Below are 21920 nucleotides of genomic sequence, written 5' to 3'. Positions count from 1 at the left end.
ACTCCCATATGGGAGGTCCAGCGATCAATCGGCGGCCCTATCTGCCCCCGCATGAGCGACGCATCCACTCTCACCCATCTCCAGCGGCTCGAGGCCGAAGCGATCCACATCATGCGCGAAGTCGTGGCCGAGGCGGAAACGCCGGTCATGCTCTATTCCGTGGGCAAGGACAGCGCGGTCATGCTGCATCTGGCCCGCAAGGCCTTCCACCCCTCGCCCCCGCCGTTTCCCTTGCTTCACGTCGACACGACGTGGAAGTTCAAAGACATGTACGCCCTTCGCGACAAGATGGCGCGCGAAAGCGGCATGGAACTGCTGGTCTATCGCAACGCTGAGGCGGAGGAACGGGGGATCAATCCCTTCGATCACGGCCCGCTCCATACCGATATGTGGAAGACCGAAGGGCTCAAGCAGGCACTCGACAAATACGGCTTCGACGCGGCCTTCGGCGGGGCGCGCCGGGACGAGGAAAAGAGCCGCGCGAAGGAGCGCGTGTTTTCCTTCCGCAGCGCCAGCCATGGCTGGGACCCGAAAAACCAGCGGCCCGAATTGTGGAACATCTACAACGCCAAAAAGCGCAAGGGAGAGAGCATCCGCGTCTTCCCGCTGTCCAACTGGACCGAACTCGACATCTGGCAGTACATCCAGCTTGAGCAGATCGAGATCGTCCCGCTCTATTTCGCGGAAGAGCGCCCGACCTTCGAATACGAAGGCGGCCTGTTCATGGCCGACGATCCGGAGCGGCTGGAGCAGGTGCTCGGCGCCATGCCGGAAATCACCATGCGTTCGGTCCGCTTCCGTACGCTCGGCTGCTTTCCGCTGACCGGCGCGGTCGAAAGCGAGGCGGCGACCCTGCCCGAAATCATCCAGGAAACCCTCCTCACCACCACCAGCGAACGTCAGGGCCGCGTGATCGACAAGGACGCAGGCGGCGCCGGCATGGAGAAGAAGAAGCAGGAAGGTTACTTCTGATGACCGAGCCCATCTACCGCACCGACGCCCTCATTGCCGAGGACATCGACGCCTATCTGGACAAGCACCAGAACAAGACCATGCTGCGCTTCATCACCTGCGGCAGCGTGGACGATGGCAAGTCGACGCTGATCGGACGGCTGCTCTACGACAGCAAGATGATTTTCGAAGACCAGCTCGCCGCGCTGGAAGACGACAGCAAGCGCGTCGGCACGCAAGGGCAGGAAATCGACTTCGCCCTGCTGGTCGACGGTCTGGCGGCGGAGCGCGAACAGGGCATCACCATCGATGTCGCCTACCGCTTCTTCAACACGGAAAACCGCAAGTTCATCGTCGCCGACTGTCCGGGCCACGAACAGTACACGCGCAACATGGTCACCGGCGCCTCCACCGCCGACCTCGCGGTAATCCTCGTCGATGCGCGCAAGGGCGTGCTCGTACAGACGCGGCGGCATTCCTACCTTTGCCACCTGCTCGGCATCAGCAATATCGTGCTGGCCGTGAACAAGATGGATCTCGTCGATTACGACGAAGCCGTGTTCGATCGCATCACCGCCGACTATGCCGAATTCGCCAGGTCGCTCGGCATTGCGGATTTCACCGCCATTCCGATCTCCGGCTTCAAGGGCGACAACATCGCTTCCGCACCGAGCGAAAATACGCGCTGGTATTCTGGCCCCAGCCTTATCGAGCACCTCGAGAATGTCGATGTGCGTACCGACGCGGATCGGGCCAAGCCCTTCCGGATGCCGGTGCAGTGGGTCAACCGCCCGGATCTCGACTTCCGGGGTTTCGCCGGACTTATCTCGACCGGCTCGGTCAAGCCCGGCGACGGCGTGCGCGTGCTTCCGTCGGGCAAGACCACGACGGTCAAGGCGATCCCGTCCTTCGACGGCGCGATGGACGGGGCCGTCGCAGGCCAGTCCGTCACGCTGACGCTGGCGGACGAAATCGATTGTTCGCGCGGCGACGTGATCTGCGTTGCTGACGATCCGCCACAGACCGCCGACCAGTTCGAGACGACATTGGTCTGGCTGGCGGACGAGGATCTGCGGGTGGGGCGCAGCTACTGGCTGAAGCTCGCCACGCAAACCGTCTCCGCTACGGTGCAGGAGCCGAAGTATCGCACCGACGTGAACACGCTCGGCCGACTGGCGGCGAAGACGCTGACGCTCAACGACATCGGCGTGGCGGAAGTTTTCGCGGACAAGCCTGTCGTGTTCGAACCCTACACCGACAATCGCGCGCTCGGCGGGTTCATCCTGATCGACAAGGTGACCAATGCGACCGTCGCCGCAGGGATGATCAACTTCAGCCTGCGCCGGAGCCAGAACGTCCACTGGCAGGCGACCGACCTTACCCGTGCAGATCATGCCGCGATGAAGAACCAGACGCCGCGCGTCCTGTGGTTCACCGGCCTGTCGGGGAGCGGCAAATCGACCATCGCCAACGAGGTCGAAAAACGGCTCGCGCTGATGAACCGCCATACCTTCCTGCTCGACGGGGACAATGTCCGCCACGGGCTGAACAAGGACCTCGGATTCACGGAAGCCGACCGGATCGAGAATATTCGCCGCATCGGCGAGGTCGCCAAGCTCATGACCGACGCCGGCCTCATCGTCCTCACCGCCTTCATCAGCCCGTTCCGGGCGGAGCGTCAGATGGTGCGCGACATGATGGAAGACTGCGAATTCGTCGAGATCTTCGTCGACACGCCGCTCGAAGTGGCGGAGGAACGTGACGTGAAGGGACTCTACAAGAAGGCGCGGGAAGGCAAGCTGAAGAACTTTACCGGCATCGACAGCCCCTACGAGCCGCCCGAACAGCCCGACATCGTGGTCAATACGGTCGACATGACGCCCGAAGTCGCCGCCGAATATATCATCCAGCAGATCCTCCCGCTGAAATGAGCGATTGCGCGATGACCGACGGCGAACTCGCCGCGCACCTCGCCGAAGTTGCCGGCCGCATCTTGCTGCAGGTGCGCGCCAGCGGGCTGATCGCAGGCAAGGCACTGGGCGCGGCGGGGGACGAGACGGCAAACCAGTTCCTCGTCCATGCCTTGCGCGCGCAGCGCCGCGACGATGGCCTGCTGTCCGAAGAATCGAAGGACACGCGGGAGCGTCTGGGCAAATCGCGCGTGTGGATCGTCGACCCGGTCGACGGCACCCGCGAATACGGCGAGGCGCGCAGCGACTGGGCGGTCCATGTCGGGCTGGCGGTAGACGGAGAAGCCAGCGTCGGCGCGGTCGCCCTGCCGGGCCTCGACCTGGTCCTGAGGAGCGATAAGCCAGCCGCCCTGCCCAGCCCTGCGGAGCGCCGTCGCATGGTGGTCAGCCGCTCGCGGCCCGCGAAGGAAGCGGTTGCCGTGGCCGAAACGCTGGGTGCCGAACTCATCCCGATGGGCAGCGCGGGTGCCAAGGCGATGGCCGTGGTTCGCGGCGAAGCGGACATCTACCTCCATTCCGGCGGGCAGTTCGAATGGGACAATTGTGCGCCGGTGGCGGTCGCGCAGGCACACGGCCTGCATTGTTCGCGCATCGACGGATCGCCGCTGCGCTACAATTGCGAAGACACCTACCTCCCCGACCTGCTGATCTGTCACCCCTGCGATGCGCGGCGGCTGCTCGAACTCGTCAGTGAGAATTGCGGCCTTTAGGGGCTGGTCTTTTATCACGCCTGTCATGCCGCGGCCGCTGCACTTGGCGGCAGAGCGTCAGCTATCGGCTGACATCGGCACCTGCGGGGTCGAATCGCTCTAGCTGGCTGCGCGTGACGGCGATCGTGTCACCCACCAGCCCGTGCTTCATCGCGGCGAGCGCCAGCCCGCTCCTTGCCATGTCCTGTGGGCTGCCCTTCTCGAGCCAGCGCAGCAATACGCCGGCGGCAAAGGCATCGCCGGTTCCGATCCGGTCGACGATTGGCGCGATGCGCACTTCCTCGGTCTGCCAGTGACTGGGCCGCAGATCGACTCTTGCCGCAAGGCGATGCGCAGTTGCGCTTTCGACGTGGCGCGCGGTCGATGCGATCATCTCCAGTTCGGGGAAGGCCTCGAATGCAGCCTTCGCAGCCTCGCGCCGACGATCTGGTCCATCCCCCGAAAAGTCGCGGCCGAGCAACAGGGAAATGTCGCGATGATTGCCGATGAGGATGGTGGCCTGCCGAACCAGCCCTGTCAAAATGCTTCGCGGGTCCGCGTCCCACGCTTCCCAGAGGTTGGCACGGTAGTTTCCGTCGAAGCACACAGGCACATTCGTTGCGCGCGCGGCAGCTACCGCCGCCTCGGCCAAGGCGACGCCGCCCGGGCCGAGCGCCGGCGTGATGCCGGAGAGGTGCAGCAGGGCTGCCCCGTCCAGGGACACGCCGAAATCGAAATCCTGCGGAGCCGCGAGCGCGAATGCGCTGCCGCCGCGATCGTAAGTCACCGACCCGCCGATCGGTCCGGTCGGCGGCTGGAAGAAATACAACCCCATGCGGCCTGGGAGCGTGGCAATGCTGCTGGTATCGACCCCTGCGGACCCCAGCGCGGACCGCGCCCGTCGACCGAGGGGATTATCTGGCAGCGCGCTCAGCATGCGAGCCGGTCGACCAAGGCTCGCCAGCGCGACCGCGACATTCGCTTCGGCCCCGCCGACCGCAAGGTCGAGCGTGTCGGACCGGTCGAGCATCTGACCCGCCGCACCCGACAGGCGCAACAGCATCTCGCCGAAGCAGACCACCGGTGCAGGGATGGCCATACTCACTGAGCGGGCCGGAAAGAGCAGACTTCGGGGCGGTTTGTCACCCAGGCGGCGGGCGCAAAACCCAATCCGCCAGAGCCGCGGCGAACGGTCAGCATGGATGCGTCAATCATGATTTTCCCGCACTCCCACGTCCCGCCTTGCCGGGCCAACCTTATGTCGTCCGCCTTCGCGCATGGCGACGGACGGCGCATCAAGACTGGCTTCCGGCACCGCATCCCAATCTTCCTCGGAGAAATCAAGCGCGTCGTCCCGCCCGGTGTTCGCGGCTCGGGCGTCATGCATAGTGACGACCGCTTCTGCTCATGGTAGCGCTACATCGAAATGGGAGGAGGCGAATCCGTGAGCGATCAGGACATTAGCAGCAAGGTTTCCAGGCGCGGCGTTCTTACCGGTGCTGCCGGTGCCGGGCTGACCCTGTCGGCAGGACGGGCGTTTGCACAGGAGGCCGAAGGGCAACCGTTGCTCGGCGACTGGCCCCTGCCCGATCCATCCGCGCGCAAACTGCGCTGGGCGATCGTCGGCCTCGGCTTCTTCGGCGTCGGACAGGTCATACCCGGCTTCGCCAAGGCGCAGCATTCGCGCATCAGTGCCTTCGTTTCCGGCAACGCCGACAAGGCGCGCGATCTGGGCGCGCGCTACGGCGTATCGCGGTTCTACAATTACGATAATTTCGACGACATCGCGAACGACGAAGAGATCGATTGCGTCTACATCGTGCTGCCCGTGGGCCTGCACGCCGAATACACGATCCGGGCCTTGAAGGCCGGCAAGCACGTCCTGTGCGAGAAGCCCATGTGCTCCACCGTCGCGGAAGCTGAGGCGATGATCGCCGCGGCGAAGGCAGCGAACCGCCAGCTGGGCGTCGCCTACCGCGTGCATTTCGAACCCAATAATGTCGCCGTGCTCGGCATGATCGAACGCGGTGAACTCAGCGCAATGCGCTATGTCTCGGCCGATCACGGCTTTTCCGCCAATCCCGAATTCGCGCCGCACAAGTGGCGTCTCGAAAAGGTGCTGGGCGGCGGAGGCTCGCTGTTTGACATCGGCATCTACGGCATCAACACATCGCTGATGATGCTGCCCGGTGACGAGGTCCAGACGGTTAGCGCGACCTATTCGACGCCCGCCGGCGATCCGCGCTTCACGGAGGTCGAAGGCGGCATCGAATACCGGCTGCGGATGCGCAGCGGGATCAGCGTGCAGGGCTCCTCCTCCTATTGCTGGAACCCTTATGTCTCGCGCCAGCGGTACTTCGGCGAAACGGCTTCGGTCGAAATGAACCCCGCCACCACGTATGACGACAACAGGATCGAATTGAGCGGTGGCGGACAGGCGCCGCGCACGTTCCGCGCGGGCGAGCCAATGACGCAATTCGCAAGCCAGGTGGACGGGTTCTCTCTCGCCGCGCGCAACAACACGCCGCACCGCACGCCGGGCGAAATGGGATTGCGCGATATGCGGATCATCGCCGCCTGCTACGCCAGCGCCGATGCGGACGGAGCGGCCGTCACCCTGTGACCGCCGCGCCCGTTGCGCGCTGAGCGGGCCAACTCAGTCGTTCAGGTCCACGGGAGTCATCTTCGGGACGAGGAACTGGATTGCCGCAAACGCAATCAGGTATCCGAGCCCGGCGTAGATGACGATCGGGACATAGGATCCCGTCAGCTCTAGCGTCCAGCCCGTCGCCTGCGCGATCAGGATGCCGCCGATGGAGCCGGCCAGACCGCCCATGCCTGCAATGGTGGCGACCGCGCGGCGCGGATAGAGGTCCGAGATCATCGTGAAGATGTTGGAGCTGAAGGCCTGATGCGCCGCCGTGCCGAGGCCGATCAGCAGCACGGCCATCCACGGTTCCGGAACGCTTGCCACGGTGACCAGCGGTACGGCCAGCAGGGCAGCCCCGAACAGCGTGGTCTTGCGCGCCCGGTTTACGGACCAACCGCGCGAGATGAGATGTGAGGATAGCCAGCCGCCCGCAATCGAACCGACATCGGCGAGCAGGTACACACCGATGAGCGCCGGGCCGATGGTGGCAAGGATGCCGCTGTCGCCCTTCGGAAACAGTTCCAGCCCCTGGGTCTTGGACAGGAAGTCCGGGAGCCAGAAGAGGAACAGGTACCAGACCGGATCGGTAAAGAACTTGCCGCAGATGAAGTACCACGCCTGCGGTTGCCGGATCGCTTCGCTCCACGTCAGCTGCCTTCCGACATCGCTTTCGCCGTCCTGTTCGATCCACGCGCGCTCTTCCGTCGACACGTCCGGGTGATCGGCAGGAGAGCGGTAGAATTTGAGCCATGCCCAGAGGACAACGAAACCCAGAGCGCCGGTAACGAGAAACGCCGCCTGCCAGCCGTATGTGCCGGCGATGACGATCGCGATAATCGGGGTCAGCAGCACGCCGACATTGGCGCCAGCATTCAGGATGCCGACCCCCAGCGCGCGTTCGCGACGGGGGAACCATTCGGCAATGCCCTTCACCGCGCCGGGGTAGCCCGCGCTTTCCGCGACGCCGAGTGCCATGCGCGCGATAATGAAGGCCAGGACGCTGCGGGCCGCGGCGTGGAAGCAGGCGGCAATGCTCCACAGTGCGATGGCCAGCGCCACGCCCTTGCGCGTGCCGACCTTGTCGAGCCAGCGCCCGACCACCAGCAGCCCGATGCCGTAACTCGCCTGAAAGGCCGTGACGATGTTGCCGTAATCGACCTCGCTCCAGCCCAGATCATCTTCGATGATCGGCTTCAGCACGCCGATGATCTGGCGGTCGATATAGTTGATCGTAATGACGAAAAAGATCAGCGCGCAAATGCCCCACCGATACTTGCCCGCCGGCTTCACCAGGTCCCCATCGCCCATAATGTCCCCTCCTCCGCTCTACTCTATTGAGCTTGCGAATTGTGCGACCCTATCCCAATGGTAGCGCTAACGTAAGAGGGGATGGAAATGAAGATCACCGGCGCGAAGGTCATCGTTACCTGCCCCGGTCGCAATTTCGTGACGCTGAAGATCGAAACCGACGAAGGCGTTCACGGGATCGGTGACGCGACGCTCAATGGCCGCGAACTGGCGGTGGCGACCTATCTGGAAGAGCATGTCGTGCCGTGCCTGATCGGGCGCGACCCGGCACGGATCGAGGACATCTGGCAGTTTCTCTACCGCGGCAGCTACTGGCGGCGCGGCCCGGTCCAGCTTTCTGCGGTAAGCGCGGTCGATACCGCTCTATGGGACATCAAGGGCAAGGTAGCCGGGATGCCGCTTTACCAGCTGCTCGGCGGGCGGAGCCGCGATCGCGTGCTGTGCTATGGCCACGCCAATGGCAACACGCTCGACGAGACGGTGGAAGCGGTCGGGCGCTACATCGACATGGGCTACAAGGCGATCCGCGCACAAAGCGGAATACCCGGCATCGAGAAGGCCTATGGCGTTGCGCGCGGCACGTTGCATTACGAACCGGCGGATGCTGCCCTTCCCACGGAAACGGTTTGGGACACCCCCAAATACCTGCGCTTCGTGCCCAAGCTGTTCGAGGCCTTGCGCCAAGAATTTGGCGACGAGCCGGAATTGCTGCACGATGTCCACCATCGCCTGACGCCCAACGAGGCGGCACAGCTTGGCAGGAGCCTGGAAGGCCACCGGCTGTTCTGGATGGAGGACCCGACGCCTGCCGAAAACCAGCAGGCCTTCCGCCTGATCCGCGAGCGGACAACCACGCCGATTGCCGTCGGCGAAATCTTCAACTCGATCTGGGACGCAAAGGAACTGATCGAGACGCAATCGATCGACTATATCCGCACGACGGTCTTGCGCGCGGGCGGGATTACCCATTTGCGCCGCATCGCCGATTTCGCATCGCTCTATCAGGTGCGTACCGGCTGCCACGGCGCCACCGATCTATCCCCTGTGACGATGGGCGCAGCACTCCATTTCGACACCTGGGTGCCGAACTTCGGCATTCAGGAATACATGCGCCATTCCGAAGAAACGGACGCGGTATTCCCGCACGATTATCGCTTCGAAGACGGCTTCCTGCACTGCGGCGAAACGCCGGGCCACGGCGTCGACATCGACGAAAGCCTGGCGGCGAAGTATCCCTACACGCCGATGCAACTGCCCGTCGCCCGGCTCGAGGACGGGACGATGTGGAACTGGTGAGCCCTAGAATGCGGCGCTGATTTCTCGCCCGTCGTAGGTCAGTTCCATGCCGCTGCGCTTTTCGAACACATCCCCGTCCGGCTGCCCGTCGTGCAGGACCACCACCATCTCGCGGCGCGCTTCCATTCCGGGAAAACTGCCTTCCCGCGCGCCGATGGTCAGCGTTCGCGCATCATCATCCCAGCGCATGGGGACGCGCGCGAATTCACCGCTTGCGTATCCCATGTCGGTGCCCTGATCCTCGTAAAGAGTGAACGCGCCATCCGTCCCGGCGAAGACATGCATCGTCAATCGGCCCTGCGGCTTTTCGGCAGTGGACTGGACGTCTTCGCCTGCCGGCACGATCGTCCCGGCGCGCACGAACAGCGGCATCCTCTCACGCGGAGCGGCGGCTGAAATCGTCTGCCCGCCGGTATGGACAGCGCCGGTCAGGGCGTCGTGCCACGCGGCTCCGGCAGGGAGATAGACCGCCCGCTCGCGCTGCTCGAAGCCCGTCACAGGCGCGACCAGCAGCGAAGGGCCGAACATATACTGGTCGTCTATGCTCCAGGCCCTTCGGTCTGCGGCAAAGTCCATCACGAGCGGGCGCATCATCGTGCCGTGATCGAAATGCGTGCCGGCAGCCACGGTGTAGATGTAGGGCAGCAGGCGATAGCGCAGCTTGTGATAGCTGATCAGCGCGTCGCGCATCGCCGGATCGCCTTCGCTGACCAGATAGGTTTCGCGGTAGGGGTATTCTCCGTGACTGCGGAACAGCGGCGTGAAGGCTCCGAACTGGAACCAGCGCAGGTAAAGCTCGCGCCATTCGGGCAAAGCGGCGGGCTCCTCCTTCGAGAAGCGCTCCTCCACCGCGAAGCCACCGATGTCGTGCGTCCAGTTCGGGATGCCCGAAATGGAGAGATTGGCACCCGCGCTGATCTGGTCGCGCAGGTCGTCCCACCGCGCGGCGACATCCCCGGACCACAGGGCTGAGGAGGTACGCTGCACGCCGCCGAAGCCGCTGCGGGTCAGGATGAAGGGTCGCTCGTCCGGTCTCGTCGCGCGCAGCCCGTCTGCCACGCCCTCGGCATGGACCAGCGGATAGGAATTGAAGATTGCCGCCCCCGGCACGCCCGTCACGGGAGACGTCATCTGATATGCGCGTTCCTCGACCGAGAGGTTCGAATGCCAGTCCGGCTCGGTCGCATCCATCCACCACGCGTCGAAGCCCAGAGCTTCCAGCCCGTCGCGCATCTGCCGCCAGTAGATCGCCCGCGCCTCTGCCGAGTAGGGATCGTAGAAAGTGTTGGCATATCCGGGGCCGACCCAGTCGCGTTGCCCAGCTTCAAGCGGGCGCGGATAGAGAAAGCCTTTCTGCGCCAGCTCCCGGCCGTTTGCCGTGTCGGGATAGTATTTCGGCCAGACCGAGATCATGATCCGCCCGCCAAGTTCGTGGACATCGTCGACCATGGAAGACGGATCGGGGAAACGCGCCGGATCGAAGCACTGGCACCCCCACTGGTCCTCCGGCCAGTAGAACCAGTCCTGCACCACCGTGTCGATCGGGATACCCTGCTCCCGATAGGCACCGATCACGTCGAGCAGTTCGGCTTGCGTGTTGTAACGCTGGCGCGACTGCCAGAAGCCATAGGCCCAGCGCGGCATCATCGGAGCTTCGCCGGTCAGACGCCGGTAACCGGCGACCAAAGCGTCCATGTCGGCGCCCGGCACGACGTAATAGTCGATCGCCTTTGCCGCATCGCTCGCGAAGCTGACCGAATGGCGGTCCGCGTCTGGCAGCGGTGCGGCGTGTTCCAGCGCGATGTAGCCCGCGTTCGGTTCCCACTCGACACGCAGTTCGACCGGCTGCCCCTGATCGAGATCAAGCGCGAAATTGTGATACCAGGGGTTCCAGTTCTGCCGCCAACGGTCGAGCACCTCTTCGCCGTCGGCAAACACCTTTACGTAGCTGGAAGAATAGAGCCGGAACTTGTGCCGCCCCGACTTCTCCGGAGCGAAGCTGCCGGTCCACACGACGCGCTGCGTCTCCACGGCATTGCCCGCGGTATTCTGCCCAGTCGTTGCCGCTTCGGTCCGCGCCTTTGCAGCTTCGGGCCATTTCGCCTGATCGCGGATGTACTGGTAATCGATCGTCGGCTCGCGCTGAGATACCGCCAGCCGGTCGCCGAGGAAGTAATCGGCGGACCAGTCCAGCCGAAGTTTCCGATATGGCTCCGGATCGCCGACGCGCGTGATGGAGCTGTTGTCCCACAACAATCCGTAACCCCGCGTCGACAGAAGGTATGGCACCGCGATTGCCATGTTGTGCTGGGCGAGTTCCACGTCCTCGCCATTGTAGTTCATCTGCCGGTTCTGGTGCTGGCCGAGGCCGTAGAAACCTTCGTCGGTCCCGCGGTTGAACTGGACACGCGTGGCGAGCCACTTCTGCCCTTCGATCACCACGGGCTGCAACGTGCGCGCGGCCGCATACTCGTCGAGCAACAGCTTTCCGGCACTATCGTGGATCGTGACCCGGCCATCGGCCAGCCCCACCTGCGCCGACGCGAGCGCAGAGCGAAGCATCGCGACGTCCGCGGTGGCGGAGAACGACGGAGCACCGTCGGCTTCCTTCACGACCATCGTGGTCGGATGCCCGTCCGGCAGGCTGTCCTTCCCGACCGTGACGCGGAAGGTGCCGTCGGCATAGCCGAGCACACGCACCTTCTCGCCCGTATCGGTGGTGACGACCATGCCGTGATCGATTTCCGCGACCTCCCCGGCATAGCACGGGGATGCCGCTGCAAGCGTCAGCGGAACGAGCGCAAGGAACCGCATCGTCATTCGACCGTGGTGGGCGTCGCGATGGCCGCCGGCGCGATCGTCCCCGGCGCCTCGCCCGTCACCGTGAAACGCGTCCGGGTGCGAATATCGTCGGAGGCGCTGCCGATCATCACTTCGATCTCGCCTGGTTCGACGATCCACCCGCCGCCCTGCGCCCACAAGGCGACTTGCGGTGCCGAGAGGGTGAAAGTCACGCGCTTCGTTTCGCCGGGGGCAAGGGCCACGCGGCGGAACCCGCGCAATTGCTGGACGGGGCGAGAGATGCTTGCAACGGGATCGCGAACGTAAAGCTGGACCACCTCGTCGCCTGCGCGTGGTCCGCTGTTGGTAACGGGTACGGTAATGCTGACCTCGCCGCCGCGCGCCGCGATCTGCGTGCGGGACAGCGTCGCCTCGCCATAGCTGAAGTTCGTGTAGCTGAGCCCGTGACCGAAAGCGTAGAGCGGGGTGATCGCCAGATCCTTGTAGCGCGCGGTATCCTTGGAATTGTCCGGGTCGGCCGGACGCCCGCTCGGCAGGTGGTCGTAATTGACCGGCACCTGCCCGGTAGTGCGCGGGAAACTTGCCGGCAGCTTGCCTCCGGGATTGATCCGGCCGGTCAGCACGTCGAGGATCGCAGGCCCCGCCTCGTCACCCAGCATCCAAGTTTCTAGGATGGCGTCGGCTTTCTCCGCGACGTCGGGAATTGCCAGCGGACGACCGCCCATCAGCACGACGATCAGGGGTTTGCCGGTCTGGGCCAGGGCATCGAACAACTCGCGCTGGCGGCCCGGCAACTCCAGGCTCGACCGGCTTCGGGCCTCCCCGGAGAAGTCGTAATCCTCGCCCAGTGCCAGCACGATGACGTCGGACGCCTTGGCCGTGGCGACCGCTTCCGCGATCCCGCTGGCGTCTTCGCTTCGCACATCGAGGCCCGGAGAATAGGTCACGCCAGGCAGACCCGCTTCCATCGCAGCGCGCAGGGTCACGACATCGCCATCCTCACCGCGCGCACGCCACGATCCCTGCGCGGACCGTGCATCGTCGGCAAGCGCCCCGACCAAAGCGATCCGCCCTGTGATGGCGGCCAGCGGCAGCGCGCCGGATTCGTTCTTCAGCAAGACGATGGAACGCCCTGCCACTTCGCGCGCTGCGGCACGATTGGCCGGCGATCGCATCTCAGCCGCTTCGCGCGCCACGTCGTGATACTTGTACGGGTCGTCGAACAGGCCGAGATCGCGCTTCACCCGGAGGATGCGCATGACCGCTTCATCCAGCAAGGGAAGCAGGGTCGGATCGGCAGAGAGCGCCGCTTGCAAATCCTGTGCGTAGACGTCGGCCACCATGTCCATGTCGACCCCGGCCTTCAGCGCGAGCGATGCCGCCTGCGTGCGATCTCGCGCGACACCGTGCTTCGTCAGTTCGTCCACCGCCTGCCAGTCGGACAGCAGGATACCGTCCCATCCCCATTCGTCGCGCAGCATCTGGCGCAGCAACGCCGCATTGCCAGTGGTGGGCACGCCGTCCACCGCGTTGAAAGCCGTCATGTAGCTTGCCGTGCCGGCATCGGCGGCGGCCCTGAACGGCGGGAGGTAAACCTCCTGCATGGTCCGTTCGCCCACTTCCGCCCCGGCGTAGTCGCGCCCGCCCTCGGCTGCCCCGTAGGCGCCGAAATGCTTGGTCGCCGCGATGATCGTGTCGGGTGCCGACAGGTCGCTGCCCTGAAAGCCCCTGACCTGCGCTTCCGCCATGCGGCTTCCGAGGTAAGCATCCTCGCCCGAGCCTTCGACGATCCGGCCCCACCGCGGATCGCGGGCGATGTCGATCATCGGCGCAAAGGTCCAGTGCAGTCCCGCCGCACTCGCCTCGCGCGCGGCAACCCTGGCGTGGAGTTCGGCGGCGGACGGATCCCAGCTCGCAGCCATGGCGATCGGCACCGGGAAGATCGTGCGGTAACCGTGCACGACGTCCATCGAGAATAGCAGAGGAACGCCCAGCCGCGATTCTTCGACCGCGACACGCTGGAGTTCGCGCAGGGGCGCGGCACCGGCGACGTGAAGGTAGGAACCAACCTCGCCCTTGCGGACCTTCTCCAGTTCTTCCGGGCCGAGGCGCGAATTCAACGCTTTCGACCGGCCACCCATGCGCTGGACCAGTTGCCCGATCTTTTCCGCCTGCGTCATCCGGGCCAGCAATTCGTCCAGGTTCACTTCGCGCGCGGCGACGGCGTTCGCCTGCGGTGCCTGCACCTGCTGCGCCTGCAACGGGCTCGTCATCGCGATGCAGCAGGCGGCCACACACAGGCTGGTAGCGCTACCTCTTGCCGAGATACTCATGGTCCGGATTCCCCTCTCCAGCATTCTGCCAGTTTTCTGACAGCCTTGTCATATCGATCGGACGCTAGGTTCGTCGCACGCTTTGTGCAAGCCTGGGGAACGCCACTTGCCCAATGCCTCACCACCGGCGATAGAAGGGCGAACAGGGGGCAGAGTGGTCAGACGGACGACAATAACCGATATCGCCCGGCAGGCGGGAGTCTCCATCAAGACCGTGTCGCGCGTGCTCAATGACGAGCCGCACGTGCGCGCCGATGTGCGGGCGCGGGTCAAGCAGGTGGCGGAAGAACTCCACTACCATCCCAATCTCAACGCGCGCGGCTTGATCACACGCCAGAGCTTCCTGATCGGGCTGACGTACGAACGGCCCAGCGCCAGTTACGTGGTGGAGCTGCAACGCGGCGCGCTGGATCGCCTCGAACACGAACGGTATCGCCTGCTGGTGCTCCCCTTCGACAAGGCGAGCCAGCGATCGAAGGATCTCTTCGCGCTGATCCGCAGCTCATCGCTCGATGGCATATTGCTCGCCCCGCCCAGTTGCGACGATCTCGGCCTGCTCGATGCACTCGACAACGCCGGGATAGCCTATGCCCGGATTGCGCCTACCGTGGCCTTGGAACGCGGCATCGTGGCGATCATGGACGACACCGCTGCCGCGCGTTCCATCGCGGGCCATCTGCTTCAGCTCGGCCACACGAGGCTCGCGATCATTACGGGCCGCCAGACCCATGCCGCGACCCGTATGCGTCTGGACGGGTATCGGCAGGCAATCGAGTCGCACGGCCTCGATTTCGGTTCCGTTCTGGTCGAGAGCGGGGACTTCGGCTTCGAAAGCGGGGAAGGCGCCGCGCGGCGGATACTCGACCGCCAGGATCCGCCGACGGCCATCATTGCCGAGAACGACGACATGGCGGTCGGCGCCATCACCGTGGCCCGCGAAATGGGGTTCTCAATCCCGTCCGACCTGTCCGTCGTGGGCTTCGACGACTCGGAGATCGCGCGGCTGAGCTGGCCGCGGCTGACGACGATCAAGCAGCCGGTTTTCGCCATGTCGCGGCAGGCGATGGACGACCTGCTGAAGCATATCTCAAAGTCGGATGAGGCTTCGTCCGGCTCGACGATGCACCGGCATGAACTCCTCCTGCGCGACTCGACGTCGCAACCTCCTGCCTGAAATTTAACGACGAGAAAGTCTCTCTGCCTGAATTATTGTTACTTTTGCGGCGCGTTTTTTGAATGTTGACATCGTTGTCGGGTTGGGTCTAGCTTTCGGCATCGTCGCGGACAACACGCGGCATACTGAGAGGTCCGGCATCCGCCGGAAATTTGGGAGGGAAGATATGAACTTCGCCAGGAAGAGGCCTGCGCTTGCGCGCACGGCCTCATGCGTTGCCATTGCAGCTTTTTTTGGTAGCGCTACCACCAGCGCATTGGCGCAGGAAGCGGACAGCACCCAGCCGGTAGCTTCTGCGGAAACCGATACAGACAACGTCATCGTCGTTACCGGCCTTCGCGCATCGCTCGATCGGTCGCTGGACCTGAAGCGCAACTCGGTCGGCGTCGTCGACGGCATCTCCGCCGAAGACATCGGCAAGTTCCCCGACTCCAACCTCGCGGAATCGCTGCAGCGCGTCGCCGGTGTCTCAATCGACCGCGTCAATGGCGAAGGCTCCCAGGTTACCGTCCGCGGCTTCGGCCCGGGCTACAACCTCGTGACCCTGAACGGCCGCACGCTTCCGACCGCCAGCATCGCTTCGGTCGGCCGCGACCAGAACGGCGACTTCGTGTCGGGCACGACCCGCAGCTTCGACTTCAACAATATCGCATCCGAAGGCGTTAGCGCGCTGCAGGTCTACAAGACCTCGCGCGCAGCAGTGCCGGGCGGCGGTATCGGTGCGGTCATCAATATCGTCAGCCGCAAGCCGCTCGACGGACCGGACGGCTTCAGCGGTTCGATCGGAGCCAAGGCCGTCTATGACGCGACCGACACTTACGATTTCGACCGCGTCACTCCGGAAGTATCCGGCCTGCTGAACTGGGCGAACCTCGACAACACCTTCGGCGTGACATTGTTCGGCAGCTATCAGAAGCGCAACAATTCCGCCGTGTCGAACACCGCAAACGACTGGAACATCGAAACCTTCGCAGATTTCGCGGACCCCGGTCGCGGCCGCGTGCTGAGCAACGGCACCACGGTGATCAACAATGCGCCCAGCGACGACACGCTGGTCGCCTTCCCCAACGACACGCGTTACCACTATTCGGAATATTCGCGCGAACGCGTCAACGGTCAGCTTACGCTGGAATTCCGGCCGACGGACGTGCTCTCCATCACGGCGGACGGCACCTTCTTCCAGAACGATGCGCAGGAACGACGCACCGACCAGACCAACTGGTACAACCGCCCGTTCTCTGAAGTCACCTTCGACGGGAATACGGAAGTCGCCACCGCGATCGGCTTGGTCGACGTCATCACTTCGCCCAAGGACGGCGGTTTCGAACAGCAGTATCGTGCCACCCGCGATCGCCTGTGGGACGTCGGCCTGAACGTGGAATTCGAAGCCACGGACAATCTGACGCTCATCCTCGACGGGCACCACGGCAAGGCGCAGTCGCTGCCGAACAATCCGCTCGGCCACACCTCGACGCTCTTCGCCCTCGCTTACAAGGGCGTTGCCGGTCAGTCGCTGAACATCGTCGACGGGTTCCCGCAGCAGAGCGTCGTTTTCGATGACAGCGTCAACGGGAACAACAACGGCGTTCTGGATCTGGCCGACCTCGGTTCGCAGGTCGCGCGCAGCCAGACTTCCTCGCAGAAGCAGACCGTCGACGAAGTCCGCTTCGATGGTATCTGGGAAATGGGCGACGACGATCGCGTCCAGTTCGGCGCGAGCTATCGCTCGTCGGCGATGAACCAGCAGGCGACGAGCACCTACAACGCGCTCGGTGACTGGGGGGTCGGCAACATCGGCGACATCCAGACGAATGCCGCCGACCTCGTTTCGCCGTTCTGCCTTGTCTGCAAGTTCAAGGATTACGACACCGGCTCCACGGGTGCCTCGCTGACTGCCTTCCGCGGTCTGGCGACGGACCTCTTTACGGCCTTCAACGTGCCCGGCACCGTCGACGGTCAGAGCGACAACTCGGTCGATGAAAAGATCTGGTCGCTTTACGGTCAGGTGGAACTGAACACCGAGCTGATGGGTCGCCCGACCAACATCGTCGCGGGCGTTCGTTACGAGAACACCCGGTCGAAGTCGGTGTCGCTCCAGCTGGTTCCGCAGTCGATCGTCTGGGCCGCCGACAATGACTTCACGCAGATCGCGTCGGCAACGTTCGAACCGGTTTCGGGCAAGAACGACTACGATCACATCCTGCCGGCGCTCGACTTCTCGATCGACCTGACGGACGAATTGAAGGGCCGCGTGTCCTTCGGCCGCACCATCGCGCGTCCCGACTTCGGCTCGCTGTTCGCATCGACCGATCCGGGCAGCCCGAACCGTCCGACCTATCTCGGCGGCGTACCGGGCGGCAACGCAGGCAACCCGGAACTGGTCCCGCTGGTGTCCGACAACTTCGATGCGAGCCTCGAATGGTATTTCGCACCGTCGAGCTACGTTTCGGCCGGCTTCTTCGACAAGCGGGTGAAGAACTTCGTCGGCACCGGTCAGACGACGACGTCGTTGTTCGGCTTGCTCGATCCCTCGTCGGGTGCCGAAGGCACGCGATCGGGTGATGCGGTCGCGTTCCTCGAAGCCAACAACTACGACCTGTCGGATGTGAACCTGTTCACGATGACGGCCCTGATCTCGCAGTTCGGCCTCGCAGCCGCTTCGGCGCAGTTCAATGCCAACGTCGGGCCCAACGGCCTCGATCAGGCGTTCGTCGATCAGGTTCTGGCAGCCTATGACGTGACGGGCAATTCGGCGGATCCGCTGTATCAGTTCCAGATCCAGCAGCCGGTCAACAGCAAGGACGGCCACATCTACGGTCTGGAGCTTGCCGGTCAGTACTTCCTCGGCGACACGGGCCTGGGCGTTGCTGCGGCGTACACGCTTGTCCGGGGCGATGTCGGCTACGACATCACCGCCGCGCCGACGGCCGACCAGTTCGCCCTGCTTGGCCTGTCGGACACGCTGAACGCCACGCTGATGTTCGAAAAATACGGGTTCTCGGCCCGCGTCACCTACAACTGGCGCGACGCCTTCCTGTCGAACAACAGCCGCGGTTCCTCGCGTAACCCGGTGTTCGTCGCCTCCTACGATCAGGTTGATGCGAACGTGAGCTACGACGTGACGGAAAATCTGACCCTCTCGTTCGAAGCGATCAACATCACCGGGTCGAATACCGAGACCTACGCACGCACCACCAACCAGCCCTGGTTCATCGTCGATGGCCGGCCGAGGTACTACGCAGGAGCGCGCTTCAAGTTCTGAATCTCTTGAACGATCGAGATGAGGGGGTAGGCTGTCATCCGCTAGCGGGTGGCAGCCTGTCCCGCTTTTGGAGAGGATGAATGGCTGATATTTCGGGCCTCGTCGCGCTGGACAGCGTCGACCATGCCGACCTCAGGCTGAAGGCGCTGCATGGGACGCAATGCGGCGATCCGGGCGGGCAGGTGGCCGTGTTCGTGTCGGAATTCGAGGCGTTGCAACGCGACTATCCGATCATATTCCTGCGCTCTGCGGAAGGTGACTTGCAGCCGGTCGCGCTGCTCGGATTTTCGAGGGAAGAGAACCTCTTCATCGAAGCAGGACGATGGCAGGCGCGCGCGATCCCCGCGCTCGTCCGGCGGGGCCCGTTCCGTTTCGCCATGGGTGATGCGGGAGAGCCGACGATCATGGTAGACCTGAACAGCCCGCGAATCGCAGCGGAGGGCGAAGAGGGTGCGCCGGTGTTCCGCGAACACGGGGGTCAGGCCCCATCGCTCGACAACGCGGTGGAGGCGCTACGCCAGATCCACTCCGACGTCGAACGCACCAGGCAGGCGATGCAGGAGTTCGACCGCCTCGCCCTCGTCGAACCCATCCGGGTCAACATTCGGCTGAGCGATCACGACGTCGTCAAGCTCGAGAATTTCCACGGTATCACGATGGAGCGGGTCGGCGCGCTCGGTCCCCAGGAACTGGGCGAACTGAACGCCAAGGGCTTGCTGGCGCCCGCGGTGCTGGCCGCCAGTTCGCTCGGCAACATTGGCAATATGCTCGCCATGCGTAAGCGCCCCGAGGCATGAACGCGCAGGCCGCGCCTCTCCTGCCAAGTCCGCGCGCTATCGAAGAACGCGTTGGCCCGCTGCCGCAGGGCGAGGCGCTGGATCGTCTGGTTCGCGAGGAAGGGCGACCTATCGTTTTTCGCGGTGTCGGCGCGCAGCTTCCGCTGGTCCGCGCCGCGCGCACGTCCGACGCGGCGGCGGGCGAGTACCTGAGACAATATGCACAGCAACAGGCGGTCACCGTCTATCGCGCTCCAGCCGAAGCCGGGGGCCGATTTCACTACAACGACGCGGTCGACGGGTTCAATTTCACAGCGGAGCGGCAGGAGTTCGGCAGCTTGCTGGACGAGTTGCTGTCCGGGCCAGCGGACACGCTCTATCTCGGCTCCACCGATCTCGACCGCTACTTCCCCGGAATGCGCGCGGAGAACGATCCGGGGGTGGCAGAGGTCGTCGGCAGCGAATTCGCGCCCGTTATCGCCAGCCTGTGGCTCGGCAATCGGACCGTGACGGCAGCCCATTACGATTTCTCGAACAATTGCGCGATGTGCGCGGCCGGGAGGCGCAGGTTCACGCTGTTCCCGCCCGACCAGATCGCCAATCTCTATCCGGGACCGCTCGAGCCGACGCCGGGTGGGCAGGTCGTCAGCATGGTCGATTTTTCCGCGCCCGACTTCGACCGGTTTCCCCGCTTCGCACAAGCGCTCGAAGCCGCGCAGACAGCCACGCTCGAGCCGGGCGACGCCATCGTCTATCCGGCGATGTGGTGGCATCAGGTCGAAGGGCTCGACGCTTTCAACGTGCTGCTGAACTGGTGGTGGAACGCCACGCCGGATTACATCGACTCCCCGCAGATAACCCTGCTGCACGCTCTCATGGCCATCCGCCAACGCCCCGAGCACGAGCGGGCGGCCTGGCGGGACGTGTTCGATTATTATGCCTTCGGTGATCCCGAGAACGCACGCGCGCATCTGCCCGAAGCTGCGCAGGGTATGCTGGCCGAAATGAATCCGATGATGGCGCGTCGCCTGCGGGCGGATCTGACGCGAAAGATCCAGCGATGATGCAGAATCCCCCCGTTCGGGTGGTCATTGCCGGAGGCGGCACGGCGGGCTGGATCTCTGCCTGCGCGCTCGCGCGTCAGCTGGGCAGCCTCGTCGAGGTAACGCTGGTGGAAAGCGATGCGATCCCGACGATCGGTGTCGGAGAGGCCACTATCCCGACCGCACGCGCATTTCACGAATATCTCCGCATCGACGAACGCGCTTTCATGCAGACCACGGGCGCGACCTTCAAGCTGGCGATCCGGTTCGACGACTGGGGACAGATCGGTGAGAGCTACGTTCACAGCTTCGGCACGTTCGGCCTGAAGACCTGGGTCGCGGATTTTCAGCACTTCTGGCTCGAGGCGCGCGCCGCCGGGGAAACGGCACCGATCGGCGCATGGTGCCTGGAACACGAAGCCGCGCTGGCGGGAAAATTTGCCGCCGGCGGACAGCCCCCGCTCAACTATGCCTACCACCTCGACGCCGGGCGATACGCGGCCTTCCTCCGATCCATCGCGGAAGGAGACGGCGCGCGGCGGGTCGAGGGTACGATCGCCTCGGTCGAGCGCAATTCGGAAAACGGCGACATCGCCGCGCTGGTCCTTACGTCGGGAGAGCGGATTGCCGGCGACCTGTTCATAGACTGCACCGGTTTTCGCGGCCTGCTGATCGAGCAGGAGCTCGAGAGTGGATATGACGACTGGTCGGAATATCTCCCGACCGATGGCGCCTGGGCGGTGCAGACCGAGAATACCGGCGATCCCCTGCCCTACACCCGCGCGGTCGCCCATGAAGCGGGGTGGCGCTGGCAGATCCCGTTGCAGCATCGCACCGGAAACGGCCTCGTCTTTGCCAGCACATTCATGAACGCCGAAGAGGCGCGACAGAAATTCGTCGACAGTCTTGCCGCGGAAGGTGCCGGTGCCATGGTAGGCGAACCGCGCCTGATCCGCTTCGTTACCGGCAAGCGGCGGCAGATGTGGAAGGGCAACTGCATCGCGCTCGGCCTGTCCTCGGGCTTCGTCGAACCGCTCGAATCGACTAGCATCCACCTCATCATGATCGGCATCACGCGGCTGTTGCAGATGTTCCCTTTCGACGGAGCCACCCTCGCCTTGCGCGCCCGCTGGAACTCGCTGGCCGACCGCGAACTGGAACATGTGCGCGATTTCATCGTGCTCCACTATCACCTCACACAGCGGGACGATTCGGAATTCTGGCGCTCGCGGCGCGAGATGCGCATACCCCATACGCTGCGCGCGCGGATCGACAGTTTCCGCGAAAATGCGCAGGCCTGGCAGGAAGGGCAGGACATGTTCCGCGTCGATAGCTGGTTGCAGGTCATGCTCGGCCAGGGTCTCGATCCGCAAAGCTGGCATCGCCTGCCGCACCTGATGAGCGACGGGCGCCTGCGCCGCACCATGCAGGATCAGCGCGAAGCCATTTCCGCGCGCGTCGAGGCCATGTCCTCTCACGCAGAATTCCTGCGCACGTACTGCGCGAAATAGGCAATGAGAACGCTAACTTTCGCTTGACCCGCATCCGACAACGTTGTCATATCGCCGCGGGATAGGTGTGTTCTGACGCCACGAATCGCGCAGGCCACCGGATGTTTTTTGGAGGGGCTTATCAAACCGCAAGCAACCGGCATTTTCGCCGCCAC

General features: G+C 64.2%; 14 protein-coding genes. 10 read left to right on the top strand and 4 right to left on the bottom strand.

All coding sequences use genetic code 11. The features are described 5' to 3' along the window. Positions 1-51: 51 nt before the first annotated feature. From cysD to ACXYN8_RS08475, 3 genes are read left to right on the top strand one after another with little or no spacing between them, the layout of a single operon-like run. Complete coding sequence (gene cysD, locus ACXYN8_RS08485; RefSeq protein ID WP_458888990.1) at positions 52-972, top strand: sulfate adenylyltransferase subunit CysD; 921 nt, start codon at positions 52-54, stop codon at positions 970-972. Continuing rightward, entirely contained in the window at positions 972-2882 is a 1911-nt protein-coding gene (gene cysN / locus ACXYN8_RS08480; protein WP_458888989.1) for a sulfate adenylyltransferase subunit CysN, read from the top strand. The genes cysD and cysN overlap by 1 nt, the downstream gene beginning before the upstream one ends. A gap of 11 nt (positions 2883-2893) precedes the next feature. Next, the gene (locus tag ACXYN8_RS08475) at positions 2894-3631 is read left to right on the top strand and encodes a 3'(2'),5'-bisphosphate nucleotidase CysQ (protein WP_458888988.1); all 738 of its coding nucleotides are present in this window, start codon (positions 2894-2896) and stop codon (positions 3629-3631) included. 61 nt (positions 3632-3692) lie between these two features. On the opposite strand, the gene ACXYN8_RS08470 is transcribed toward ACXYN8_RS08475, so the two are convergent. Continuing rightward, complete coding sequence (locus tag ACXYN8_RS08470; RefSeq protein ID WP_458888987.1) at positions 3693-4709, bottom strand: sugar kinase; 1017 nt, start codon at positions 4707-4709, stop codon at positions 3693-3695. Positions 4710-5054: 345 nt separating this feature from the next. Between ACXYN8_RS08470 and ACXYN8_RS08465 the strand changes: the two genes are divergently transcribed. After that, positions 5055-6233, top strand: a complete 1179-nt coding sequence (locus ACXYN8_RS08465; protein ID WP_458888986.1) for a Gfo/Idh/MocA family protein — start codon at positions 5055-5057, stop codon at positions 6231-6233. Positions 6234-6266: 33 nt separating this feature from the next. Here the strand turns inward: ACXYN8_RS08465 and ACXYN8_RS08460 are convergent, their stop codons facing one another. Further along, positions 6267-7568, bottom strand: coding sequence for an MFS transporter (locus tag ACXYN8_RS08460; RefSeq protein ID WP_458888985.1), 1302 nt, complete (start codon positions 7566-7568; stop codon positions 6267-6269). Between the two features lie 87 nt (positions 7569-7655). On the opposite strand from ACXYN8_RS08460, the gene manD reads away from it, so the two are divergent. Continuing rightward, positions 7656-8864, top strand: coding sequence for a D-mannonate dehydratase ManD (gene manD / locus ACXYN8_RS08455; RefSeq protein ID WP_458889588.1), 1209 nt, complete (start codon positions 7656-7658; stop codon positions 8862-8864). A gap of 3 nt (positions 8865-8867) precedes the next feature. Here manD and ACXYN8_RS08450 read toward each other — a convergent pair whose 3' ends face one another. After that, on the bottom strand, positions 8868-11684 hold the full coding sequence (locus tag ACXYN8_RS08450) for a glycoside hydrolase family 31 protein (RefSeq protein WP_458888984.1): 2817 nt from the start codon (positions 11682-11684) through the stop codon (positions 8868-8870). Further along, on the bottom strand, positions 11681-13999 hold the full coding sequence (locus tag ACXYN8_RS08445; protein WP_458888983.1) for a glycoside hydrolase family 3 N-terminal domain-containing protein: 2319 nt from the start codon (positions 13997-13999) through the stop codon (positions 11681-11683). The genes ACXYN8_RS08450 and ACXYN8_RS08445 overlap by 4 nt, the downstream gene beginning before the upstream one ends. Before the next feature lie 154 nt (positions 14000-14153). On the opposite strand from ACXYN8_RS08445, the gene ACXYN8_RS08440 reads away from it, so the two are divergent. From ACXYN8_RS08440 to ACXYN8_RS08420, 5 genes are all read left to right on the top strand, one after another. Then, positions 14154-15173, top strand: coding sequence for a LacI family DNA-binding transcriptional regulator (locus ACXYN8_RS08440; protein ID WP_458888981.1), 1020 nt, complete (start codon positions 14154-14156; stop codon positions 15171-15173). A 256-nt stretch (positions 15174-15429) separates the two neighbouring features. Continuing rightward, on the top strand, positions 15430-18435 hold the full coding sequence (locus ACXYN8_RS08435) for a TonB-dependent receptor (RefSeq protein WP_458888980.1): 3006 nt from the start codon (positions 15430-15432) through the stop codon (positions 18433-18435). 80 nt (positions 18436-18515) lie between these two features. After that, positions 18516-19232, top strand: a complete 717-nt coding sequence (locus tag ACXYN8_RS08430) for a SapC family protein (protein ID WP_458888979.1) — start codon at positions 18516-18518, stop codon at positions 19230-19232. Continuing rightward, the gene (locus ACXYN8_RS08425) at positions 19229-20275 is read left to right on the top strand and encodes a cupin-like domain-containing protein (RefSeq protein WP_458888978.1); all 1047 of its coding nucleotides are present in this window, start codon (positions 19229-19231) and stop codon (positions 20273-20275) included. The genes ACXYN8_RS08430 and ACXYN8_RS08425 overlap by 4 nt, the downstream gene beginning before the upstream one ends. Beyond that, positions 20272-21765: a tryptophan halogenase family protein gene (locus ACXYN8_RS08420; RefSeq protein WP_458888977.1), complete on the top strand. Its 1494-nt coding sequence runs from the start codon at positions 20272-20274 to the stop codon at positions 21763-21765. The genes ACXYN8_RS08425 and ACXYN8_RS08420 overlap by 4 nt, the downstream gene beginning before the upstream one ends. Positions 21766-21920 lie beyond the last annotated feature (155 nt).

Source organism: Altererythrobacter sp. CAU 1778, from assembly GCF_054482795.1.
The sequence above is the reverse complement of the archived record's forward strand: the minus strand, read 5'-3'. Positions and strand labels throughout refer to the sequence as shown.

What these genes read in the sequence shown, in the direction of transcription:
- cysD (WP_458888990.1), top strand. Translation starts at nt 52, where the DNA reads ATGAGCGACGCATCCACTCTCACCCATCTCCAGCGGCTCGAGGCCGAA.
- cysN (WP_458888989.1), top strand. Translation starts at nt 972, where the DNA reads ATGACCGAGCCCATCTACCGCACCGACGCCCTCATTGCCGAGGACATC.
- ACXYN8_RS08475 (WP_458888988.1), top strand. Translation starts at nt 2,894, where the DNA reads ATGACCGACGGCGAACTCGCCGCGCACCTCGCCGAAGTTGCCGGCCGC.
- ACXYN8_RS08470 (WP_458888987.1), bottom strand. Translation starts at nt 4,709, where the DNA reads ATGGCCATCCCTGCACCGGTGGTCTGCTTCGGCGAGATGCTGTTGCGC.
- ACXYN8_RS08460 (WP_458888985.1), bottom strand. Translation starts at nt 7,568, where the DNA reads ATGGGCGATGGGGACCTGGTGAAGCCGGCGGGCAAGTATCGGTGGGGC.
- manD (WP_458889588.1), top strand. Translation starts at nt 7,656, where the DNA reads ATGAAGATCACCGGCGCGAAGGTCATCGTTACCTGCCCCGGTCGCAAT.
- ACXYN8_RS08450 (WP_458888984.1), bottom strand. Translation starts at nt 11,684, where the DNA reads ATGACGATGCGGTTCCTTGCGCTCGTTCCGCTGACGCTTGCAGCGGCA.
- ACXYN8_RS08445 (WP_458888983.1), bottom strand. Translation starts at nt 13,999, where the DNA reads ATGAGTATCTCGGCAAGAGGTAGCGCTACCAGCCTGTGTGTGGCCGCC.
- ACXYN8_RS08430 (WP_458888979.1), top strand. Translation starts at nt 18,516, where the DNA reads ATGGCTGATATTTCGGGCCTCGTCGCGCTGGACAGCGTCGACCATGCC.
- ACXYN8_RS08425 (WP_458888978.1), top strand. Translation starts at nt 19,229, where the DNA reads ATGAACGCGCAGGCCGCGCCTCTCCTGCCAAGTCCGCGCGCTATCGAA.
- ACXYN8_RS08420 (WP_458888977.1), top strand. Translation starts at nt 20,272, where the DNA reads ATGATGCAGAATCCCCCCGTTCGGGTGGTCATTGCCGGAGGCGGCACG.